Origin of the sequence: Burkholderia sp. S171 (assembly GCF_009766085.1) — a bacterium.
GTDB lineage: Bacteria > Pseudomonadota > Gammaproteobacteria > Burkholderiales > Burkholderiaceae > Caballeronia.
In genome coordinates, this window is record NZ_LMUF01000047.1 from 322,117 (window position 1) to 342,602 (window position 20,486).

19 protein-coding genes and 1 pseudogene are annotated in these 20,486 nt (G+C 59.8%); 9 read left to right on the top strand and 11 right to left on the bottom strand.

The window, feature by feature from the left end; genetic code table 11:
- Positions 1-115 precede the first annotated feature (115 nt).
- Together GSQ93_RS26715 and GSQ93_RS26720 are read left to right on the top strand one after the other, a co-directional pair.
- The gene (locus tag GSQ93_RS26715; RefSeq protein ID WP_158938628.1) at positions 116-757 is read left to right on the top strand and encodes a TetR/AcrR family transcriptional regulator; all 642 of its coding nucleotides are present in this window, start codon (positions 116-118) and stop codon (positions 755-757) included.
- 320 nt (positions 758-1,077) lie between these two features.
- On the top strand, positions 1,078-1,479 hold the full coding sequence (locus GSQ93_RS26720) for a VOC family protein (RefSeq protein WP_158938629.1): 402 nt from the start codon (positions 1,078-1,080) through the stop codon (positions 1,477-1,479).
- 95 nt (positions 1,480-1,574) lie between these two features.
- On the opposite strand, the gene GSQ93_RS26725 is transcribed toward GSQ93_RS26720, so the two are convergent.
- On the bottom strand, positions 1,575-1,964 hold the full coding sequence (locus GSQ93_RS26725) for a surface-adhesin E family protein (protein WP_158938630.1): 390 nt from the start codon (positions 1,962-1,964) through the stop codon (positions 1,575-1,577).
- 167 nt (positions 1,965-2,131) lie between these two features.
- Between GSQ93_RS26725 and GSQ93_RS38315 the strand changes: the two are divergent.
- Positions 2,132-2,269: pseudogene (locus GSQ93_RS38315) on the top strand (2-dehydropantoate 2-reductase); the annotation flags it as partial.
- A gap of 148 nt (positions 2,270-2,417) precedes the next feature.
- Here the strand turns inward: GSQ93_RS38315 and argG are convergent.
- Both argG and GSQ93_RS26735 read right to left on the bottom strand, forming a co-directional pair.
- The gene (argG, locus tag GSQ93_RS26730; RefSeq protein WP_158938631.1) at positions 2,418-3,752 is read right to left on the bottom strand and encodes an argininosuccinate synthase; all 1,335 of its coding nucleotides are present in this window, start codon (positions 3,750-3,752) and stop codon (positions 2,418-2,420) included.
- A 176-nt stretch (positions 3,753-3,928) separates the two neighbouring features.
- Positions 3,929-4,825, bottom strand: coding sequence for a LysR family transcriptional regulator (locus GSQ93_RS26735; protein ID WP_158938632.1), 897 nt, complete (start codon positions 4,823-4,825; stop codon positions 3,929-3,931).
- A 124-nt stretch (positions 4,826-4,949) separates the two neighbouring features.
- Here GSQ93_RS26735 and GSQ93_RS26740 point away from each other — a divergent pair, with 124 nt between their 5' ends.
- Entirely contained in the window at positions 4,950-5,693 is a 744-nt protein-coding gene (locus GSQ93_RS26740; protein WP_158938633.1) for an SDR family oxidoreductase, read from the top strand.
- Positions 5,694-5,742: 49 nt separating this feature from the next.
- Positions 5,743-6,279, top strand: a complete 537-nt coding sequence (locus GSQ93_RS26745) for a hypothetical protein (protein WP_158938634.1) — start codon at positions 5,743-5,745, stop codon at positions 6,277-6,279.
- 335 nt (positions 6,280-6,614) lie between these two features.
- Here GSQ93_RS26745 and GSQ93_RS26750 read toward each other — a convergent pair whose 3' ends face one another.
- The 4 genes from GSQ93_RS26750 to GSQ93_RS26765 form a co-directional block, all read right to left on the bottom strand.
- On the bottom strand, positions 6,615-8,186 hold the full coding sequence (locus tag GSQ93_RS26750; RefSeq protein ID WP_301952089.1) for a methyl-accepting chemotaxis protein: 1,572 nt from the start codon (positions 8,184-8,186) through the stop codon (positions 6,615-6,617).
- 274 nt (positions 8,187-8,460) lie between these two features.
- Positions 8,461-9,630, bottom strand: coding sequence for a GGDEF domain-containing protein (locus tag GSQ93_RS26755; RefSeq protein WP_158938635.1), 1,170 nt, complete (start codon positions 9,628-9,630; stop codon positions 8,461-8,463).
- Entirely contained in the window at positions 9,590-10,192 is a 603-nt protein-coding gene (locus GSQ93_RS26760) for a hypothetical protein (protein WP_158938636.1), read from the bottom strand. The genes GSQ93_RS26755 and GSQ93_RS26760 overlap by 41 nt, the downstream gene beginning before the upstream one ends.
- Positions 10,193-10,684: 492 nt before the next feature.
- Entirely contained in the window at positions 10,685-11,611 is a 927-nt protein-coding gene (locus GSQ93_RS26765; protein ID WP_158938637.1) for a LysR family transcriptional regulator, read from the bottom strand.
- Between the two features lie 114 nt (positions 11,612-11,725).
- Between GSQ93_RS26765 and GSQ93_RS26770 the strand changes: the two genes are divergently transcribed.
- Complete coding sequence (locus GSQ93_RS26770) at positions 11,726-12,751, top strand: NAD(P)-dependent alcohol dehydrogenase (protein WP_158938638.1); 1,026 nt, start codon at positions 11,726-11,728, stop codon at positions 12,749-12,751.
- A 64-nt stretch (positions 12,752-12,815) separates the two neighbouring features.
- Entirely contained in the window at positions 12,816-14,009 is a 1,194-nt protein-coding gene (locus GSQ93_RS26775) for an MFS transporter (RefSeq protein WP_216857678.1), read from the top strand.
- A gap of 56 nt (positions 14,010-14,065) precedes the next feature.
- On the opposite strand, the gene GSQ93_RS26780 is transcribed toward GSQ93_RS26775, so the two are convergent.
- Entirely contained in the window at positions 14,066-15,028 is a 963-nt protein-coding gene (locus tag GSQ93_RS26780; RefSeq protein ID WP_158938639.1) for a zinc-binding alcohol dehydrogenase family protein, read from the bottom strand.
- 109 nt (positions 15,029-15,137) lie between these two features.
- On the opposite strand from GSQ93_RS26780, the gene GSQ93_RS26785 reads away from it, so the two are divergent.
- Positions 15,138-15,590 (top strand): MarR family winged helix-turn-helix transcriptional regulator, encoded by a 453-nt coding sequence (locus tag GSQ93_RS26785; RefSeq protein WP_158938640.1) that lies wholly within the window; start codon positions 15,138-15,140, stop codon positions 15,588-15,590.
- A gap of 51 nt (positions 15,591-15,641) precedes the next feature.
- Here the strand turns inward: GSQ93_RS26785 and GSQ93_RS26790 are convergent, their stop codons facing one another.
- From GSQ93_RS26790 to GSQ93_RS26800, 3 genes are all read right to left on the bottom strand, one after another.
- Complete coding sequence (locus GSQ93_RS26790; protein ID WP_158938641.1) at positions 15,642-16,850, bottom strand: CaiB/BaiF CoA-transferase family protein; 1,209 nt, start codon at positions 16,848-16,850, stop codon at positions 15,642-15,644.
- 106 nt (positions 16,851-16,956) lie between these two features.
- Positions 16,957-18,006: an asparaginase gene (locus GSQ93_RS26795; protein WP_158938642.1), complete on the bottom strand. Its 1,050-nt coding sequence runs from the start codon at positions 18,004-18,006 to the stop codon at positions 16,957-16,959.
- Between the two features lie 5 nt (positions 18,007-18,011).
- Complete coding sequence (locus GSQ93_RS26800) at positions 18,012-19,103, bottom strand: branched-chain amino acid ABC transporter substrate-binding protein (protein WP_254074085.1); 1,092 nt, start codon at positions 19,101-19,103, stop codon at positions 18,012-18,014.
- Between the two features lie 264 nt (positions 19,104-19,367).
- Between GSQ93_RS26800 and GSQ93_RS26805 the strand changes: the two genes are divergently transcribed.
- Complete coding sequence (locus tag GSQ93_RS26805) at positions 19,368-20,453, top strand: GlxA family transcriptional regulator (protein WP_158938644.1); 1,086 nt, start codon at positions 19,368-19,370, stop codon at positions 20,451-20,453.
- The last annotated feature ends 33 nt before the right edge of the window (positions 20,454-20,486 follow it).

Below are 20,486 nucleotides of genomic sequence, written 5' to 3' on the forward strand. Positions count from 1 at the left end.
AACGACCGATATACGCATGTCCTCTTCGGTTTCAAAGCAATAGCCAACTGGAAAAACCAATCATCCGTTGCGCTGTAGAATCTGAGCTAATACTCGCTTTTGACCAGGTTGCATCGTGACGACGAACAGACGTCCCTCATTAAAGCCGCGAAAAATCCCGCAGCAATCCCGCGCCGAACAAACCGTTGCCACCATTCTGGAGGCAGCGGCCCGCGTGCTCGAAACGAAGGGGATGGACGGGATGAATACCAATCTCGTCGCGCAGCGCGCGGGTGTCGGCGTCGGCTCCCTGTATCAGTACTTTCCTAACAAGGACGCGCTCATTGTTGCCCTTAGCAAGCGGGAAGGGGCCGAGTTCTTTGCAGAGGCTGCAGGTGCATTGAGCGAACCCACGGGTCAGAGGGCATTGAAGCACCTGATTGCCGTCGCGGTCCATCAGCAACTGCGTCGTCCCGCGCTTGCACGGGCGCTCGATTTCGAGGAAAACCGCCCGGTCATTGCCAAGGAACTGGTGGCATCGAAGGCTGCTTTTTACGAAATTATCCGACAGATTCTGGTCCGTGAAGATATTCCGCCGCAGCCGAACATGGAGACCGCAGCCGACGACCTCGTGGCCATCATTCGGGCCATGGTAGATGCAGCGGGGGAGCGCGGTGAATCGGACCGACGAGATCTGGAAAGCCGGGTCAGCCGTACGTTATTCGGATACCTGGGGATCATGGAGCGTCAGCCCGAAAAATCGCGCGCCCGGAGATAGACGACTTCCCCGGGCCGCGGAATGCCGTCGTCGGGAAGTCATCGAACGATCATCCCGCGCGTCCTGCTTCCGAGATAGCGAGCGCTATCTGGACGCGTTCGAAAATGCGAGCAATTGTTCAGATCGCTACTGCGGCAGACGCGTAATCGTCCGTCATTGTTGGCCCGCACGCTGGGGGAAGTGCGCTGTCCAATGCGAGTTTTAAAATCGAGCAATTACTCGCAAAATGGACTCCGTGGAGAGTCATGCGACCAGCACAACGGCATAGGTCGGTGACCACTTGCTCCACGGTACATTTCAACCTCTATGCGAGATCGACCATGAATCTTCATCAAGAAGCAAAGCTGAATCACCTGAGTTTCCCCACTACCAACGTAGCCGAGACGGCTGCATTTTTCGAGAAATACCTCGGCTGTGAGATCGTCGCGGCTGGGGAGAGCTGCTTGCTCAAGCGGAATGGGTTTGACATCGTTCTGGACCACGTTGCGGAAGAAGTGCCGGTCTGGCCCAAAAACTTCCACTTCGGCCTGGAGGTCGACAGCCTGGATGACGTCCATACCCTCTATAAGGAATTCCTGGACGATGGTGTTCGCATGGAAACGGAGGTCTTCAACAACTCGCGTGGATCGCGGTTCTTTTGCCGCTCGCCGGGTGGCGTCCTGATCGAGATCAACACTCGCGCGGATATGCAAAAGCAGGATCAGTGGCAAAAGCTGTTTTAAATAGAGGGGCGAATAGCATCCAAACATAGGCGGTCATCGAGCGGGTTCAACCCCTTCGCTTTGGCATGGTGATGCCGCGATGTATCGTCTGTTTCTCAGTGCTTATTGCACACCGCACGCAATATATATTCTCCGCCCGTACCCGGAACGACAACCGACGGAGCGTCTTGCTCCGGTGGCAATGAAGCGAGGACGTTACCTTCTGCATCGTAGAACGTGAGTGCGTTCACGAGGAGCGTTCTGCCCTGACAGTCCGCAACGTATTGCGTCTTGAGCGCCTTGGCGGGACGTCCGAGCTGTACGTCCGTTTCTACCGCCAAGACGGTCTGAGTCCAGGCATTGACGATGTTTCCGCTGCGAGTAATAGAGTCTGAATCAACGCTTATTGCCTCCGCCGGGTTCGCGAAGACCTGGACCCAGTCAGATGCAATCGCCGGGACCGACAGGAAAAACAGACATGCGCCGAGCGCGGACATTCTTTTCATATTTGATCTTTATAACGTCGAGTGAAGGGAGAAGCAGTCCGCGTTCGCCTCCGGCGGACGCCGTCCGACCCTCAGCACCGCTCAGGCTTTCGCTGACGTCAGCTTTTCAGGTGCAACGGTCATCCATGGCGGGTGATTATGCGAGAACAGGCGTTCGCACCGGCCGTCAACGCCTTGGGCAAACGGCACTGGTGAACGAACGGCTGTGCGGACTCGTGCGGGAAGCGGAGCGAGCCGGCGTCCGCCCTTCATGGTCGGGCGAAGCACTGCTAACTGAGCTACGGGCTGCAACGGGTGAGTCGTAGTCCGTAGTCTGTGCACGACAGAATCCGGACGCTGCCGAACGCGCATCCGTTCTTCAACATCCGCCGCCGAGCGTTCCTAAAAAAGTGTCCCGACAAGTGTCCCGACAAGTGTCCCGACATCAGGACGCTCATACCCGTCACCCCAGTCCTACTTGGCGTCGTCCTTCAACTGCGGGATAGCTGAGGTATCGCCGGGAGTCAGCAGGCCGACCTGAGCGTAGACACGGAGCTTTTCGCGGGTATCGTTGATGTCCAGGTTGCGCATGGTCAACTGCCCGATCCGGTCGCGTGGCGAGAATGTCGACGCCACTTTTTCCATCGACAGCCGCTCCGGCTGATAGGTCAGGTTGGGCGACTTCGTGCTCATGATGGAATAGTCATTCCCGCGCCGAAGTTCGATAGTCACTTCACCGGTGATTGCACGCGCCACCCAACGCTGCGCGGTTTCGCGGAGCATGATGGCCTGCGGATCAAACCAGCGGCCCTGGTACAGCAAGCGTCCGAGACGGCGGCCGCTTTCACGGTACTGCTCGATCGTGTCCTCGTTGTGGATACCCGTCACGAGCCGCTCGTACGCAATCTGCAGCAGCGCCAGTCCCGGCGCCTCATAAATCCCGCGACTCTTCGCCTCGATGATCCGGTTCTCGATCTGATCGCTCATTCCGAGTCCGTGACGCCCGCCGATACGGTTAGCTTCCAGCACCAGCTCGACCGCATCCGGGAACTCCACGCCGTTCAGCGCGGTCGGCATGCCCTCTTCGAAACGGACCGTGACCTGTTCGCGGGCGATCTGCACGTCGTCGCGCCAGAACGCCACGCCCATGATCGGGTTGACGATCTGCATGCCGCTTTCGAGGCTTTCGAGGTCCTTGGCTTCGTGGGTTGCGCCCAGCAGATTGGAGTCGGTCGAGTAAGCTTTCTCGGCTGACATCTTGTAGTCGAATCCGGCTTTGCGCATGAATTCAGACATCTCGGCGCGCCCGCCCAGTTCGTCGATGAACGCCTGATCCAGCCACGGCTTGTAGATCTTGAGGTCCGGGTTCACCAGAAGGCCATAACGATAAAACCGCTCGATGTCGTTGCCTTTGTACGTGCTGCCGTCGCCCCAGATATTGACGCCATCCTGCTTCATCGCGGCGACGAGCATGGTTCCCGTCACGGCGCGGCCGATCGGCGTCGTATTGAAATAGGTCACGCCGGCGGTTGAAATGTGGAACGCGCCAGACTGCAAAGCCGCAATGCCCTCGGCGACGAGCTGCGCCCGGCAGTCGATCAACCGCGCGCCTTCTGCGCCGTACTGCAACGCGCGACGGGGAATCTCATCGTAATCTTCCTCGTCGGGCTGGCCCAGGTTGGCGGTGTACGCGAACGGGACGGCACCTTTGAGCCGCATCCAATGCAGCGCGGCGCTGGTATCCAGGCCGCCCGAGAACGCGATTCCGACGCGTTGCTGGACGGGAAGATTTTCGAGAATGGTGGTCATGGTGGAATCGTCTGCTTAAGGGTGAGGTACGAGCTGATAAAGGTGAAATTGCACTCCCAGGTCGAGGGCGCGATGGCGTTATTCGACAGTTCCGACCCGGAAGTTAAAAATTAAGCACGATTTTCAACGATTTGGGCGCTGCTGTCGAATGGCAGCTGACAAAATGGATACCAAAATCAAACCATTCCCGTTGCTTCAAAAATCTCCCGGACCCATTGCGCAAACACCCGGACCCTCGCCGATAACTGCCGGTTCTGCGGATAAAGCACCGAAACCGGCAGTGGGGGCGGCGGAAACGCACCCAGCACAACCTTCAGCGTCCCAGCCGATAATTCCCCCATCACCCGATACCGCGGCACCTGCGCGAGCCCCAATCCCGCCACCGCTGAGCCTGTATACAGATCCGCGCCGGTCACTGACACCACCGCGGCGAGCTGGATCTCGACCACGCGGTCATCGACGGAAAATTCCATCGGCAAGACCCGACCCGATCCGCTCGACAGATAATTCACCGCCCGGTGGGCGCCCAGCGCTTCGATCGTTTCCGGCTCCCCGAACCGCTCCAGGTAGGCGGGACTTGCCACCGTGACCTGCTCCATCAGCGCGACGCGGCGTCCGACCATCGACGAATCCTGGAGCGTTCCAGCCCGAAGCACGCAGTCGATCCCCTCGCGCACCAGATCCACCAAGCGGTCGTCCTCGCCAATCTGCAATTCGATGTCCGGATACTGCGCGATGAACTCAGCCAGCGCCGGCACCACGAAATGCCGGGCAAGCGTCCCCTGCAAATTCACGCGCAGCAGGCCCTTCGGCGCGACATTGCGGAACGATCCTTCCGCTTCCTCCATGTCCGCCACCAGCCGCACGCAGCGCCGGTAGAACGCCTCGCCGTCGTGCGTGAGCCGCACGGTGCGCGTCGTGCGCTCGAGCAGCCGCGTCCCCAGTCGCTCCTCCATGCGCTTCAGCAGATTGGTGACCGTGGCGCGCGGTATCTGCAGGTCGTCGGCGGCCTGCGTAAAGCTGCTCCGCTCCGCGATACGAACAAACACCTGCATTTCCTGAAACCGGTCCATGGTGACTCGCGAGCGGTGATTGTTAAAGTAAATCGAACGATATTAACAAATCACAGGTAATTATCAATCGATGTGAATGATCAATACTTCATTCCACGCACTCACCCCCTCAAAGGAGCGAATCATGAACACAGTCAAGAACAGTTTGGTAGCCATCGTCACGGGCGCATCGCGCGGTATTGGCGCAGAAGTGGCACGGCGTCTCGCCAAAGATGGTTTCGCGGTAGCCGTCAACTACGCATCGAGTTCGAAAGAAGCCGACGCGCTGGTCGCGGAACTCGCCGCTCAGGGCGCGAAAGCCGTCGCGATCAAGGCCGATGTATCGAACGCCGACGAAGTCCGCGCCCTGTTCGAGGCTGCCGAACAACAACTCGGCAAGATCGACGTGCTGGTGAATAACGCCGGCGTGCTGAAGACCGTCCCGCTCGCCGATACCTCGGATGCGCTCTACGACCAGACCTTCGGCATCAACGTTCGCGGGACCTTCAACACGCTGCGCGAAGCGGCGGCGCGGATGAACGACGGTGGCCGCATCGTTAATTTCTCGAGTACGACGCTTGCCCTGAACATGCCCGGTTACGCCATCTACAACGCGACGAAAGCGGCCGTTGAAGCGTTCACGCATGTGTTCGCGAAGGAACTGCGCGGCCGCAACATCACGGTGAACGCGGTGGCTCCCGGTCCGATCGCGACGTCGCTTTTCCTCGATGGCAAGACTGAAGAACAGATCCAGACCTTCGCCAAGATGCCGCCGCTGCAACGCCTTGGACAGCCTGAAGATATCGCCTCGGTTGTGTCGTTCCTCGCAGGTCCGGATGCGGGCTGGGTCAACGGCCAGATCCTGCGCGCCAATGGTGGCATCGCTTGATCGCGAAGCGCATCGGCATGGGTGATCTGCTTGAAGCGAAGGTGTCACGATGACAAGCGTGATGAACGCCGGGCGTATCGTTCGCGGCGCCTGGCTTGGCCTTCTTATGCTGAGCGCTGCGTGCGGTCAGCAGGGCTATGCGCAGCAGGAGGGCAAGGCCATGAAAGCATCGACGACGTATTTATATCTGCTCAGGAAGACGCCGTTTTTTACGAGGCTTGATACGGAGCAGTTGCGCTGGGCTATCGGTCGCTCGCGTGAGTGGGAAGCGCAGGCGGGCACGGTGGTCGCGGATTGTTCAGCGGCGGATCAGAGCGATGACTTCTGGATCCTGCTCGATGGCCGCTGGCAAGTGGAACACGACGGCCATGCGTACCCAGCAGGTCATGCCGATGCAGGCAAGTGGTTCAGCGCGGCGGAGGCCTCGGGGAACTGCCGCTTGATCACGACTGAGCACAGCTACGTGATGAAAATCACCCGCGCCGATATGAACGACATGCTGAGTCGCGGGTTCGCTTTTGAGCCGCACTTGGCGGAAGGGCGTGCGTATTATCGGAGGGTGTTTGCGGTGGTTGCAACTCAGTAACCTACAAGAAGCTGCGCCCTTTTTTTCTAACACTGCAGATGTGAGCTGTTCGCGTCACGACCGATCCTTGCGCAATCGTTCAGGTAGTGATCGATGGCCTGATGAAAATCCGCGGTCATTTCGAGTACTGTCTCGCCGTGGAAGCTCACGTGCTTCGGCAGGCCGAGAACATGTCCGACGAAAATGTTGTCGCGCGAGTCAAATCCGACTCGCGCAAGATACCCCTTATAGTGCACCGCGTTTATCAAGGTTCTGCCTTAAGTTCGTTAATGACGCTCGCGCTTCTCGTACCTGATACTTTCGCCTATCCTTTTTCGGGGCGGCCGGTGCAGATACTAAACCCGAAACACCGCCACCGCGACATCCAGCTTCTCCGCTTGCTGCTCAAGCGACGCCGCAGCCGCGGCCGCTTCTTCCACCAGAGCAGCATTCTGTTGCGTCACCTCGTCCATCTGCGCGACCGCGCGGTTGATCTGTTCAATCCCGCCGGTCTGCTCATTCGATGCCGCGCTGATCGCGCTGATGATGTCCGACACGCGCTTCACCGCCGCGACCACTTCGCTCATAGTCTGTCCCGCTTGTCCCGCCAGTACGTTGCCGGCTTGCACCTTTCCCGCCGATGCGTTGATCAACTCCTTGATCTCTTTCGCCGCCCCGGCGCTGCGTTGCGCGAGGTTGCGCACTTCGCCCGCAACTACCGCGAAACCACGCCCTTGCTCACCCGCCCGCGCGGCTTCCACTGCCGCGTTCAGCGCGAGAATATTCGTCTGGAATGCAATCCCCTCAATCACACCGATGATGTCCGCAATCCGCGTCGAACTCGTCGCGATGTCGTCCATCGTATGAACGACCTTGCCCACGACGGTGCCGCCCCGCACGGCAGTTGCCGATGCATCAACGGCGAGCTCACTCGCTTGCCGCGCGTTGTCAGCGTTCTGTCGGACGGTAGCTGTCAACTGCTCCATGCTCGACGCTGTTTGCTGCAACGAAGCCGCTTGTTCTTCCGTGCGTTGCGACAAATCGATGTTGCCCGCCGCAATCTCACGCGCACCGTGCGAGATCGCGCCCGTGCCGCCGCGCACCTCCTGGACCGTTCCCACAAGCCCCTGTTGCATCTTGCCGAGCGCTGCAAACAAGCGGCCCATTTCGTTGTCGCGCGAGGCATCGATACTCGCCGTCAGATCGCCCGCGGCAATCTGCTCGAAGTGGTGAATGGCCGACTCAATCGGTTTCATCACCGCCGCACTCAACGCAGCCCGCGCGATGAACCCGAGCACCAGCGCCAACGCCGCGACAATCACGGCCGCCGTCGCCATGGTGTGAAACTGGGCCTGTGCCTGCGCAAAACGGTCTTGCTGATGCGCGATCTGGAACGCTTCAAGCGCGGACATCGCGTGATCGTAGGTGGCGTATAAACCGTCCGCCGTCTGAACCTGGAGCGTGCGGAATGTCGTGAAGTCGTTCTGCGCGAGGGCATCGAATTCGAGGTTGAGCGCCTTGGCAATCAACGCATCGCGCGCGGCCTTTGCGGCTTGCACGAGCGGCTCTTCCTGCGGGTCGCGCGGCTTGGCGAGGTACGCTTCGAACTCGGTGTCGCTTGCTTTCAGCGTCTTGCGCGCGTTGGGCAGCAAGTCGTCGCCGGCCTTGCCGAGCATGAACAGCGTCTCGAAGCTGCCGAGCGCGAGGCGCACTTGCAACAGCCGCTGCGAACTTGTCTTGAGATGCGTGATAGCGACGGTATCGGTGGCGACCATCTGCTCCAGCGCCTGGTTGCTCTGGCGCAGGCACAAAGCGGCTGCAAGCAGTACCGCCACGAGCGCGAGCGTATAACCGGCGATGGTAATCGTGAGTCCGCGGCGAATCGTAAAGTTCTTGAGCATGGTCTTGATCGCGGGCGAACACGGCACGCGTGATTTTCCTTGGTTGTGTCTTTGGCCGGTATCGTTTAGTTTTCTTGAATAAACAGAAGACGATGCCGGTCGCGGCTCAGGCGAGCCCAAGCTGATCGCCAGATGGGCGGGCTAATCGATAAGGCTCGTTGCGCGATTTTCATGTACGTCACGCAATAGCGACATCGGGACATGTGCGCCTTCAGATTCTGCGTGTTCGTGCCGATAAGCGGGGATGCTGCGCGCAAAGCGCGTGGCGTTGGCGTTGGCGGTGGCGTTAAAACAATCCTGCTCAGGTCACCCGTGTTGTGAACGCGTAACCGTTCTTGCCGTTGCGCTTCACCTGGTACATGGTTTCGTCGGCGGCGGCAACGAGCTGATGGTAGTCCCTGACGGGATTTGGAAAGCTCGCTATGCCGATGCTGGCGCGGACAAATCCAATGCCCATCTGCTCGCCGGTCTTGAGCACGCAGTCGATCAGGCGCTGTGCAATCGCTTCTAATTCTGCGTCAGTCGAAAACTCGTGGACCAGTACAACGAATTCATCGCCGCCAAAGCGGGCGACCACATCGATCAGGCGCACGGTCTTGCGAAAGCGCTTTGAAACGGCAATCAGGAATTCATCGCCGACGTGATGGCCGAGCGAGTCGTTGACCTGTTTGAACCCGTCCAGGTCGATGTAAATCACCGCAATTTTATGGCGCACCGGATTGCCCCCTGAGCCTGCTGAGCCCGATAAGCCCGTTGCCGCTTCCGCCAGCGTGGCGAACAATTTCCGACGGTTGGGCAGGCCGGTCATCGCGTCGTGCAACGCTGCATGCTCGAACTTGTGTGACTCGCCCGCCAGTTGGCGCGTGCGCTTTGCATACATACCCAGAGCGGTGATCAGCGCGCCGAATGCACATGCCGACAACACGATCAACGTGCTCGCCACGCGCGAAATGCGGGTGCGTGCGTCGGCGCTGTCAGTGTTGCGCTGCGCTCGCCAGTACACGGATTCGACGGCGAGCAGCGCGTCGGTATCGTCGAGGTTGACGTCGGACGACAGGGCGGATCGAGGAATGCGTGGCGCCGCCGACGGGCTCGCGTTCACCAGCGCCGCGAGCGACGTGAGGCGACCGGAGAGGTCGATTCGTGCACGCCGATAGTCGTCTGAATGTTCCGCTTGTCCTGATTGCGCGATGCTGTTGTCGGCTTGTCGTTGCCAGACGCGGACCAGATTGCGGGCGCCTTCCGCCCGTTCGATTCCTTCGAGAACAAGCCCGCTGTATTCCTGCTTCAGCTGGTCCGAGAAGATCGTCCGGATTTGCAATGCAAGGAACAGCAGACCGATCAGCAAGCAGAGGAAAGAAATGCAGGCGATCGTAGCCGGACCTGGCCTGAAATGCATCGGAGGGACAGGTTTGCAGGTGCGCTGCCGCTCACGGATGGGCGTAGATATCTCGCTGGCTTTCAGTGCCATGCTGCCGGTAGCTTACGCGATGAAAAAATGAACCCACGCGGGTAAACAAATTGCCATTGGACTTGACGCGCGGCACCGGACGGTGGTGTTCCAGGCTTGCAGGGCAACTCGCTCGAATCGGGCGGGTGACGGCGAGCTTGGGCACGGCCGAATCAGAAGGCGGCGCGCGGCGATTGAATTGGGTGGGTGGCACGGGCACGTTCAGATCGGCGCTGGCGACGGTGACCGGACGAGCGGGCGCCAAGGGCGCCACGACGTAACCGGACGACACCGTTGGTTGCACCATCGGAGTCGGTTCTAGTGCTGCGACGGGTGCGGCAAGCCAGAGCGTCTGCCGCGCGTGTTCCATGGCTTCGGCATAATTGTGCTGATCCTGGTTGAACCAGACACCATACGCGACCGTACCCATGATTCCGGTTGTCAGTGCGCTTGCCGAGGCAACCCAGAGCGCGAGCCGTCCGAATCTCACAGGCGTTCGTGCAAATGCAGGGTCGGCGTCAGGATGGAAGTCCGTATCGGTTCCGCCGGTCTCCGATAGCGACTCGGTATGCTTGGATATCACAACATTCTCCGATCATTTCGTCTGGTGTTTAGACAAAATTAGTTCATACAATTGTGCGAAGTTGGGGGGTGAAGCTGCTTAAGAAATGTACCTCCATCGAGCGGAGGTAACCGTACAAATCAGCAGTTATTGTGCCAGAGCCGCGCAAGCGGAATTTTGCGGGCGCATGGTTCTATTCAGGCACGAAGACCGAAGGTGGGTGATTGACGCCCGGCGCGAAAGAAGGCTTGGTGGGATGCAGTTTTGAATGGATGTCAGACTGATCAGCGCTAAAGATAGTAGGAATCCTTTCTAATAATTCAGCCGTCTTCAAGCGATATTACCCGTCGTGCAAGACAGCGTGATCGTTCGCAGAAAGCGCGTGCTCCAATGCAGAATCGGACGGCACGAGCCGATCAACAACAGATTCGTCAACGCTGGTCCATTCGGCTTTCATTTTTGCGGCTCTTTAAGTCTTTTCACCTGGTGTTTCGACTGTCATACGCGCACAGCTTATGCGTCGATCCGCTCATGCGGAATCCCAGCGTCACCACTCGCAGGAAACAATCGCACTCCAAGAAAGTCGATAAACACGCGCATCTTGGCCGTGAAATGCTTGCCTGAAGGCCACATGATGCGAAACGGTGTGGCACCTTCGGAGCACTCGGTCAAGACATGGATCAAGCGGCCGTCGGCCATATGCCGCGCGATGGCGTAGTCCGGCAAATAGGCGATTCCCAGCCCAAACAAAGCGAAAAAAATTCGCGTTTCAAGGTTGTTGCAAACGATCGATGTCGGTAGCGGGAACTCTGCTTCAATCTCGTCCTGAAAGATCGGCCACACTTGCAGCTTGCCGGTATTCGGATAGCGAAACTGGATGCAGGCGTGCTGCGCAAGATCACTGATTTTCTGTGGCGTTCCACGCCGCGCAAGATAGTCGGGCGAACCGACCAGCAACATGCGAAATGAGCCAAGGCGACGTGTTGTCAAGCGGGAGTCGGGCGCGTCTCCACTTCGAATGACCGCGTCGAAACCTTCTTCAATCACATCGACCCGGCGATCCGTGAACTCTAGATCGAGATCGACGTCGGGATAAGCCTGCTTGAACTGCGCAATCACCGAGAGGAACGGTTCTGCGACCAGTGGAAGGCTAATTCGCAAGCGGCCTCGCGGGCTCCGGTCGATCTGCGACAGCTCTGCCTGCGCCGCTTCGACTTCCGCCAGGATGCGGCGGCTGCGCTCGAGGAACAGCGCGCCTTCAGCCGTCAACGCGACGCTGCGAGTGCTCCGATGAAACAGCCGTACACCCAGCTGGTCTTCCAGTGCGCTCACCCGTTTGCCGATGGCCGACGCGGAGACACCCAGCAGCCTCCCGGCGGCCACGAAACTGCGTGTTTCCGCCACCTGTACGAAGACATTGATGGCGCTGATGCTTTCCATAATCCCTCCAATACGGAGAATACGCTCCGCACAGAGTGGAACTCTACCCCACTTACTCCCGAATGGTGATCCACCTAGGATCGAGCCTTCTTCTACCGATCAGGAAGGTTAGCCATGAACCGCACCAACAGCCGCTGGGAAATTCCGTCGCTTGGCCTGGAAAAGCTCGCTCTGCGCGAGCTGCCACGTCCTGTGCCGAAGCCTGGCGAAATCGTCGTTCAAGTCGATGCCGTCTCGCTCAATTTTCGCGATGCCGAAGTGGCCAACCACGGCATGGGCAACGCCCTGAGCTTTCCATTCACCCCGGCATCCGATATGGCCGGCCGGGTCGTCGCGGTGGCCGACGACGTCACCCGCTTCAAGGTGGGCGACCGGGTTATTTCGGCATATATCCCCGGCTGGATAGACGGTGCGCCGATATCGTGGGCGCAAGCGCCGACCCAGGGCGGCCCGCTCCCCGGCGTGCTGGCCCAATACGTCGCCACGCCTGCCTCATGGTGTGTCCATGCACCGAGCACGCTTACGGCTGCCGAGGCCAGCACGCTGCCGGTTGCGGCCCTGACTGCATGGATGGCGCTCGTTGAACTGGGCCATCTGCATGCGGGCCAAACCGTCGTCGTGCAAGGTACGGGCGGCGTGTCGCTCTTTGCCGTCCAGCTCGCCGCGGCACACGGCGCCCGGGTGATCGTGACAAGCGGCAGCGATGACAAGCTCGCCCGCGCCCTTGCCCTCGGTGCCCGTCACGGGATCAATCGAAACAAGACGCCGGAGTGGCAGCACGAGGTGCTGGCGTTGACCGATGGGCGCGGCGCCGATCACATCCTGGAAATGACGGGTGGCGCAAATGTCGAACGCTCCTTGCAGGCTGTCGTGCAAGGAGGGCGCATTTCGGTTATCGGCCTGCTGGATTCAGACACGCTCAGCTTGTCAATTCTTGCGCTGCTGGCCAGCCGCGCATCGATTGTCGGTATCGCCGTGGGTCCACGCCGCGCGCTCGAAGATCTCGTGCGGACCGTCGACCTGCTCGGTATCAAACCGGTGATCGACGCAACGTATCCGTTCTCACAGGTGCCGGAGGCGTTCGCGCATTTGCAACGCGGCGCGTTTGGCAAGGTGGTCGTCCAGGTAAGTGAAGCATGAAAGCCTCTGTCATCAGGGCTAAAACGATATTGCGTTCAATCAATCGACCGAGAGGGCGACCCTCATGAGCCACGCCAAATCTGCCGCGGCCATGCCGGCGATCATGCTGGGTCTCTTCGGTTTGTACACGCTCGAATTCGGCGTAGTGGGTATCCTGCCGGTGATTGTGGAGCGCTTTGGCGTCACGGTGTCCCAAGCCGGGTTGTTGATGGGTTTGTTCGCATTGATCGTGGCGATCTGCGGTCCGTTCCTGGTGCTGGTTTCTTCACGCCATAACCGCAAAAAGGTACTGGTTTTTGCACTGGCCGGATTCTCGGTGTGCAGCGCGCTATCGGCTTTCGCGCCAAACTTCACGAGCTTGATGGCGCTGCGCATTGTTCCCGCGTTGTTGCATCCGATCTTCTTTTCAGCGGCGTTCACAGCGGCAGCCTCACTGTATCCGAAGGAGCGTGCGGCACATGCCATGGCGCAGGCTTTCGTTGGCACCACGCTTGGACTTGTGCTTGGCGTCCCCGCGACAACCTGGGTCGCCGCACACTTTTCTTACGAGGCTTCTTTCCTCTTCTGCGCGGCTGTCACCGCAATAGCCGGGGTGGGTTTGCTGCTGATGCTGCCCGTGCAGGGCCGCCCCGTGGCGATGAGTTTCCGGCACCAGCTTGGCGTGTTGCGCAAGCCTGCGCTGTGGTTGAACATCGTGGCGACGGTGCTGGTTTTTACCGCCATGTTCTCCGTGTACAGCTACGCCGCCGAGTACCTCAGAAGTCAGACCGGCATGGATGGCGGCACCATCAGCATGATGCTGGTGATATTCGGCGTAGGCGGGGTGTCAGGCAATTTGCTGGCCGGCCGATTGCTGGGAAAGCACTTAGTTGCAACCACACTCCTGCATCCGATCGTGCTCGCAGGGGCCTATGTGATGCTCTATGTACTTGGTAGTACGAACATTGAAAGTATGGCGATCATTACGTTGCTATGGGGAGCCGCGCACACCAGCGGCATGGTCATTACTCAGGTGTGGCTGACCTCGGTAGCGTCGGAAGCACCTGAGTTTGCGACCAGCCTCTTCGTGTCCGCCGGGAACGCCGGCGTGGTACTAGGATCGGCGGTCGGCGGTCTTTTCATCAACGGTCTGGGTATGCCCGGCGTGATCCTGTGCGGACTTATCTTCGCGGCGTTGTCGGTGCTTGTGATTGCCGCGAAGGCTTTGATCTATCGTTCGCAACCGGTGCGCGTTGATAGTATTGGCGTGGCACATTGAGCGGGCGGTGCCCATCTCCCGGTCGGTGATCTGCGCTTGACGCCGCCCGACATGCGTTACGGTTTAAACCCTGTCGTGAACACCGTGCGTGCCTGGTTTTCATTGGCCCAGTGATCCTCGACCTGAGACAAGGGCACGGGGTTCGTCGCAATCTCGAAGCCGCCGGGAACCGTGGCGGTCAACAATTGTTCAATCGATCCAAGAAGGCGCGGCATTGGAACGCTGCCAATACCGCTGCCCATCAGTTCGATGGCCGATGACCGAAGCACCGCGCCTGGAAGCGTGATGGTTGCCGCGCTCATGGCCCCAATCTGAACGAACCGGAGTGGCACCGCTTCCGGCGACGCTTTGGCGCCCGCCGCCAGCAACAGCTCGGCGCTTTGCCCCCAAAGATAGTCGAGCACGACGCCCACGCCATCGCGAAACTGCTGCTGAAATACGCTATCAAGTGATTCGTTGTCCTGCGTGAGACTGATCGTCTCGTCAGCACCGAGCGCTTTCAGAGACAGCAGGGTTGCCGCATTCCGTCCGGTCGCGATGATCTTGCCTGCGCCCAGATATCTGGCGATCTGCACAGCGAGACGGCCCGACACGCCTGTTGCACCGTTGATCAGTACGGTCTCGCCCTTCACCAGCTTTGCACGTTCCACCAAGGCCGCCCATGACGACATGCCCGGAATGGCGATGGCCGCCGCGGTCACCTCATCAAGCGCCGCCGGCAGCGGAATACAACGCGCCTTCTTGACGATGCAGTGCTCCGCCATGCCACCGAAGGGCGCTTCGGGCATCACGAAATAAACCCGCGTGCCGTCTTCAAGAACACCGGTGCCGTCGACCCCAGGTATGAAAGGAAGCTTCGCAGAGGCGCTATAGTGCTTGCCCGATGCCCGGCTCTTGGTGACATGACTCAGCGCGGATGCTACAACCGCGACACGGACCACGCCTTCAGTGATAGCCGGCTCGGTGAAGTCGGCATAAACCGGCGTTGCGCCGGATTCTGTAACGAGTGCTGCTTTCATAATTGCTCTCCTTTGCCAAGTATCCGAGCGTACGCTTCATCCGGGATTGGATCATCGAATATATGTGTATTATACACATATAAATGCATTGACAAGGAATGGAATCGCGATGGGGAAAGAAATACGCGAGTTGCGGGAAGCGCTGTTGGACCTGACGGGTGTGCTCAATCGGCCGCAACCGGATGCCGCCCTTATTGAAGCGGCAGGCGTCGATCTGGATCGCGCACTTTTCCCGCTGCTTGCAAGGGTCGAACGGCTAGGGCCGCTTGGCATTGTCGAGCTCGCGGAACTGGCGGGGCGTGACTACAGCACGGTCAGCCGGCAGATCGCGAAACTGGAGAGCCTGGGGCTTGTGTCACGATGCCCAAGCCCGAACGACGGCCGGGTTCGCGCGGCCGTCATTACGGATCAGGGACGGGTCATGACGGACGCGCTGGACGCAGCGCGTCAGAAAATCATCGAACAATTGCTTGCCGGCTGGGAAGCAAAAGAGGTGGGCGAGCTTGCCCGTCTGCTTCGAAAGTTTGCGGACGATGCGCTTGGCTGGGTCAAGACTCTGTAAGCAGCATTACGCTTGATCGAGTGAAGGCTGCTTCATCGCTTCATGAAAGGCTCAGGCGCCTTTCGATGGCACGGCGGAGGTGAGCTCATTGATCTGTGTCTCATCGTAGCCAAGTTCGCGCAGCACTTCGACCGTGTGCTCACCGACCTTCGCAATTGGTTGACGCGGCTGCAGGCGCTCACCATTCATGGAGAGGGGCAGAAGCGGCATCGCCGTCTCGGTTCCGTCGTCGAGCGTCAACGTTGCAAGGCCGCCGCTTTCGATCAAATGCTTGTCTTCGAAAAGGTCTTCGGGCTTGGTGATCGACGCAAACGGAATATGACTGCGTTCGAACTGCCGCGTCAGCGCCGAGCCTTCGAGTCGGCTCAATGTTTCGCCCAGCGTTTGCAGAAGCCACGGGCGTACCACCACGCGATCATTGTTGGTCGCGAGCCGCGGGTCCGCGAGCAAATCAGGTCGATCGAGAATGGCGCACAAGGCGCGCCACTGGGTGTCGCCCGTCGCTGCTATGAACATCTGCTCGCCTCCTGCAAGCGTGAAGACGTCGTACACCGCCCACGCACTGATGCGGTCAGGCATCGGCGCAGCGGCGACACCGGTCGCGGCGAACTGCTGCATATGCTGGGCGCACAACAGCACGCAGTTTTCGAACAATGCACTTTGCACTTCCTTGCCGATGCCGCTCGACTTGCGCTCGAAGAGCGCTGCAAGCACGCCAATCGCGCCGAACATGCCGCCCATGATGTCGTTCACGGAACTTCCCGCGCGCAGTGGCCGGCCGACCGGGCCCGTCATGTAGGCGAGGCCCGCCATCATCTGGACGACTTCATCAAGGGCGAGGCGATGCTCGTAAGGGCCGTTGAGAAAGCCCTTGTGCGACACATAAATCAAGCCAGGGTCCCGTGCTTTCAAACTCTCGTAGTCCAGGCCCAGCGTTGCCATGCGGCCAGGTTTGAAGTTTTCGATAAAGACATCGGCCGTGTCGACCAGCTTGTGAAGCGCGCTGAGACCCGCTTCGGTGTCGAGGTCGAGGGCGATGCTCTTCTTGTTGCGGTTAAAGGTGCGGAAGAAACCAGCGCCGGCGCCGAGGAGGCGCCGCGTGCCGTCGCCGCGAGGCGGCTCGACCTTGATGACCTCAGCGCCAAGGTCGCCCAGGATCATGCCGCAGGTCGGTCCCATCACCATGTGCGACAACTCGACCACCCGAATACCTGCCAGTGGCAGGGCGCTGTTTTGTGCGGAAGATGTAGAGGGGTTCATTGGCGTGCCGGGAGTCAAGACGCCAGTTTGCACCAGCTTGAGCGTATTGACCGCTGGGACGTACCCGACCTGTCGGTGCCCCATGTCGCGGCACACACCGGCCGCATCAATACGTCAGAAAGGCATTCTGAAGTTTTCGTGTGCAATCGTCTCCGGTGAGCGCCAGCATCATCAGGATGCGCGCCTTGTGCGGAACCTGATCGTCCGTTACCAGCCAGTCGTAGCGGTCATCGGGCTGCGCGGCATTGCGGATGACCACGCCACTTCCCGTGCGCGAACCTCGGACAACGTGAATCCCACGCACTCTCGCGCTGACCAGCGAGGCCACGACCGAGGTCGCCACGTTGCCATTGCCGGTCGCCGCATAGATGAGCGCCTTCACGCCCGAGTCGAGCATAGCGTGGATCATCGCGTCGTTCATGCCGCCGTGCGCATAGAGGATACCGACCTCGGGAAGCGCGTCGATCTCGTCGATCGACCATTCGCTTTGCACGGTATGCCAACGCGCCGGCAGTCGATAAAAGACCGGCTTGCCCTCGACGATGTATCCCAAGGGACCATACGGAGAACTGAACGCCTCCTGCTTGAACGTATTGGTCTTTACAACATCACGCGCGGTGTGGATCTCATCGTTTGCAACGACCAGTGTGCCTTTGCCGTGGGCTAACTGACTCGCCGCCACGACGATCGCGTTGTAGAGGTTAAGCGGTCCGTCCGAACTGAGCGCGGAGGGCGGACGCATTGCGCCCACCACGACTACCGGCTTCGTACTTTTGAGCGTCAGATGCAGGAAATAAGCGGTTTCATCGATGGTATCGGTGCCGTGCGTGACGACCACGCCATCCACGTCATCCTGTTTCAGCAGCGATGAAATTCGCTTGCCCAACTGCAGTAGTTGCCCGCTGCCGAAATTCTCCGAGCCGCATTGAAAGAGCTGCTCGGCACTGATGTCGGCAAGCGCTGCCGCGGCGGGCAGATCGGCAAGAATCTGGTCGACGGACAGCACGGAGCAGTCATACGCCGACGTGTTGACCGGCGACGCACCGCGGCCGGCTATCGTCCCGCCTGTGCCAATCAGCACAATCCGCGCTTTCGGCGGGGCAGCAGGGTTGCTTACGCCAGCGCCAGCACCAGCGCCAAGAACAGGGACGCTCATGCGCACTACATCTTCACGACGGTGAGCAGCGTCTGCTTGCCGCTTTTGTAGTCATACAGCGAGATCGCGCCTTGCTTCAAATCCCCGTGTGCATCGAACTGCGTACGACCCAGCACACCGACGAAATTTGCACTCGGCATGGCTGCAAGGATGTCTGGGGCTTTGGTCGACTTGGCGCGCTTCATTGCGTCAACGATGATGTACACCGCGTCGTAGGCGAACGGGGCATTGAGCTGCACGTGCTGGTGAAAGCGTGCTTCGTAGCGTTGCTCGAAAGCGGGACCGTTCGGCATTTTCTCGAGCGGCATGCCGGCGATCGAGCAGACGACGTTGTCTGCAGCGTCACCGGCCAGTTTCGCGAGCGAATCGGCACACAGGCCGTCACCCCCTAGCACGCGTGCCGCAATCGCGAGCTGTTGTGCCTGCTTCGCGAATGGACCGCCCGTGGCGTCCATTCCCCCGTACATGATGATGTCCGGATGCTCGCCCTTGATCTTGGTGAGAATAGAACGGAAGTCGACTGCCTTGTCGTTGGTGGCATCGTGTGAGAGCACGGTCAACCCGTCCGCCTTCGCCTGCTTCTCGAACTCGTTGGCGAGCCCCTGGCCATAGGCCGTCGCGTCGTCGACGATCGCCACCGATTTCGCCCCGAGCGTCTTCCTCGCATAGTCGGCCAGCGCCGGACCCTGCTGCGCGTCGGTTGCGACCACCCGGTAGGCAGTCTTGAATCCTTGCTGCGTATAGACCGGATTGGTCGCCGAAGGGGAGACCTCGACAACACCCGCATCGCTGTAGATCTTCGACGCGGGGATGGTCGTCCCCGAATTCATGTGGCCGACCACGGCGACGACCTGATCGTCGACAAGCCTCTGCGCGACCTGTGTGCCCTGGCGCGGGTCCGATGCGTCGTCTTGTGCATCAAGCTCGAGCGTCACCTTCTGGCCGTTAACCACGAGACCCTTCGCGTTGATCTCCTCCACCGCCAGGCGGGCGCCGTTCTCGGTGTCCTTTCCCCACTCCGCATTTGCGCCCGTCAGCGGCGCGGCATGGCCAATTTTGACAACTTCGTCTGCGAACGCGCTGGCCGAGCCGAGCATGATCAGACTTACTCCAATATGGGCGCATAGCGCGCCGTGAAATCTGGCCGACATGAGACTCTCCTGGTTATGCAGCTTGCTGGACGATGGTGCACTGGCGCTTGCCAGTGATCGATTGGGGGCAGGTGACAGGAGCGACTTTAGAGACGAAAAAATGGCTGGCATTGCACCGACTCGCAAAAAAATAGAAGAAATGCGACATGGCGACCAAGCGGCTTTTTTGGCTTATATACTCGGGTTCATCAACGCCTTGCGGGAACGTCCATGGCACTCGAAAAAACACCGCCCGATGGCCGGGAGCCGGCCCTTGGACGGGATCTGGTGGATCGGCTCGATCGCGCCAGCGTCAAACGCGAGGGCAACGCGTCGCGCTCGGGGGCCGAGCTCAACATCGGATTTCTTCTCTGGCCGAGCTTCCCGCTGCTTTCTCTAGCAGGCTTCTGCGACGCCTTGCGCCATGCAGCCGATCTCGGCGACCAGAGCCGGCCGCTGCGTTGTGCGTGGACGCTGCTCGGTATGGGCGATGAAACCGTGGAAGCGAGCTGCGGTGTGGCCGTGCCGGTGCATGCGGTACAGGGGTCGCCGCGGCAATTCGATTACCTCGTGGTAATCGGTGGCCTTCTGCCGAAACTTGAACAGGTCGACCGGCGCTACTGGGACTATTTGCGCGAGGCCGACGCCGAAGGCGTGCCGTTGATCGGCATGTGCACCGGCAGTTTCGTGCTGGCAAAAGCAGGCTTGATGCAGGACCGTGTGGCTTGCGTCCACGCGTTCCACCTGGAGGACTACAAAACGATGTTCCCGGACTTGCGGGTCATCGCCAATTCAGACTATCTGATCGACGGCAACCGCATTACATGCGCGGGCGGCGTGTCCGTCATCGAGTTGGCCACGCGTTTGATCAGCTTGCATTGCGGCTCGGACAGAGCCTCCAAGGTGATTCATCAAATGACAGTCAGCCGTCACGGCGGCACGTCGTTTGTGGAGCGCCGCAAGGCACTGGGCTATCTGGCAGTCGGTGATTTGCTGGTACGGCACGCTATTGTGCTGATGGAGGAAAACCTGGAGGCGCCCCTCAACGTCACGGTGATCGCAAAGATGACCGGTACGAGCGTCAGGCAACTCGAACGTAATTTCCTGACTGAAATGGGGGTGTCGCCCAAGGAGTTTTACCGGACGATGCGGCTTCGATACGCGCGCTGGCTATTACTCAATACGGAAAAACGCATCACGGTCATTGCTTATGAATGCGGTTTTGCCGACTCGGCGCATTTCATTCGCGGCTTTAAGGAGGTCTACGGCGTGACACCCGGCAGGCTCAGGGTCTCACTGGAAGAACGTCTGTCCTGACGCGCGGTGCGTCCATGGCAAAGGCCACGCGGG

Bases quoted from the DNA above. Each gene is read 5' to 3' on its own strand.
- GSQ93_RS26720 (WP_158938629.1), top strand. From the start codon at position 1,078: ATGAATCTTCATCAAGAAGCAAAGCTGAATCACCTGAGTTTCCCCACT.
- GSQ93_RS26725 (WP_158938630.1), bottom strand. From the start codon at position 1,964: ATGAAAAGAATGTCCGCGCTCGGCGCATGTCTGTTTTTCCTGTCGGTC.
- argG (WP_158938631.1), bottom strand. From the start codon at position 3,752: ATGACCACCATTCTCGAAAATCTTCCCGTCCAGCAACGCGTCGGAATC.
- GSQ93_RS26735 (WP_158938632.1), bottom strand. From the start codon at position 4,825: ATGGACCGGTTTCAGGAAATGCAGGTGTTTGTTCGTATCGCGGAGCGG.
- GSQ93_RS26740 (WP_158938633.1), top strand. From the start codon at position 4,950: ATGAACACAGTCAAGAACAGTTTGGTAGCCATCGTCACGGGCGCATCG.
- GSQ93_RS26745 (WP_158938634.1), top strand. From the start codon at position 5,743: ATGACAAGCGTGATGAACGCCGGGCGTATCGTTCGCGGCGCCTGGCTT.
- GSQ93_RS26755 (WP_158938635.1), bottom strand. From the start codon at position 9,630: ATGGCACTGAAAGCCAGCGAGATATCTACGCCCATCCGTGAGCGGCAG.
- GSQ93_RS26765 (WP_158938637.1), bottom strand. From the start codon at position 11,611: ATGGAAAGCATCAGCGCCATCAATGTCTTCGTACAGGTGGCGGAAACA.
- GSQ93_RS26770 (WP_158938638.1), top strand. From the start codon at position 11,726: ATGAACCGCACCAACAGCCGCTGGGAAATTCCGTCGCTTGGCCTGGAA.
- GSQ93_RS26775 (WP_216857678.1), top strand. From the start codon at position 12,816: ATGAGCCACGCCAAATCTGCCGCGGCCATGCCGGCGATCATGCTGGGT.
- GSQ93_RS26780 (WP_158938639.1), bottom strand. From the start codon at position 15,028: ATGAAAGCAGCACTCGTTACAGAATCCGGCGCAACGCCGGTTTATGCC.
- GSQ93_RS26785 (WP_158938640.1), top strand. From the start codon at position 15,138: ATGGGGAAAGAAATACGCGAGTTGCGGGAAGCGCTGTTGGACCTGACG.
- GSQ93_RS26790 (WP_158938641.1), bottom strand. From the start codon at position 16,850: ATGAACCCCTCTACATCTTCCGCACAAAACAGCGCCCTGCCACTGGCA.
- GSQ93_RS26795 (WP_158938642.1), bottom strand. From the start codon at position 18,006: ATGAGCGTCCCTGTTCTTGGCGCTGGTGCTGGCGCTGGCGTAAGCAAC.
- GSQ93_RS26800 (WP_254074085.1), bottom strand. From the start codon at position 19,103: ATGCTCGGCTCGGCCAGCGCGTTCGCAGACGAAGTTGTCAAAATTGGC.
- GSQ93_RS26805 (WP_158938644.1), top strand. From the start codon at position 19,368: ATGGCACTCGAAAAAACACCGCCCGATGGCCGGGAGCCGGCCCTTGGA.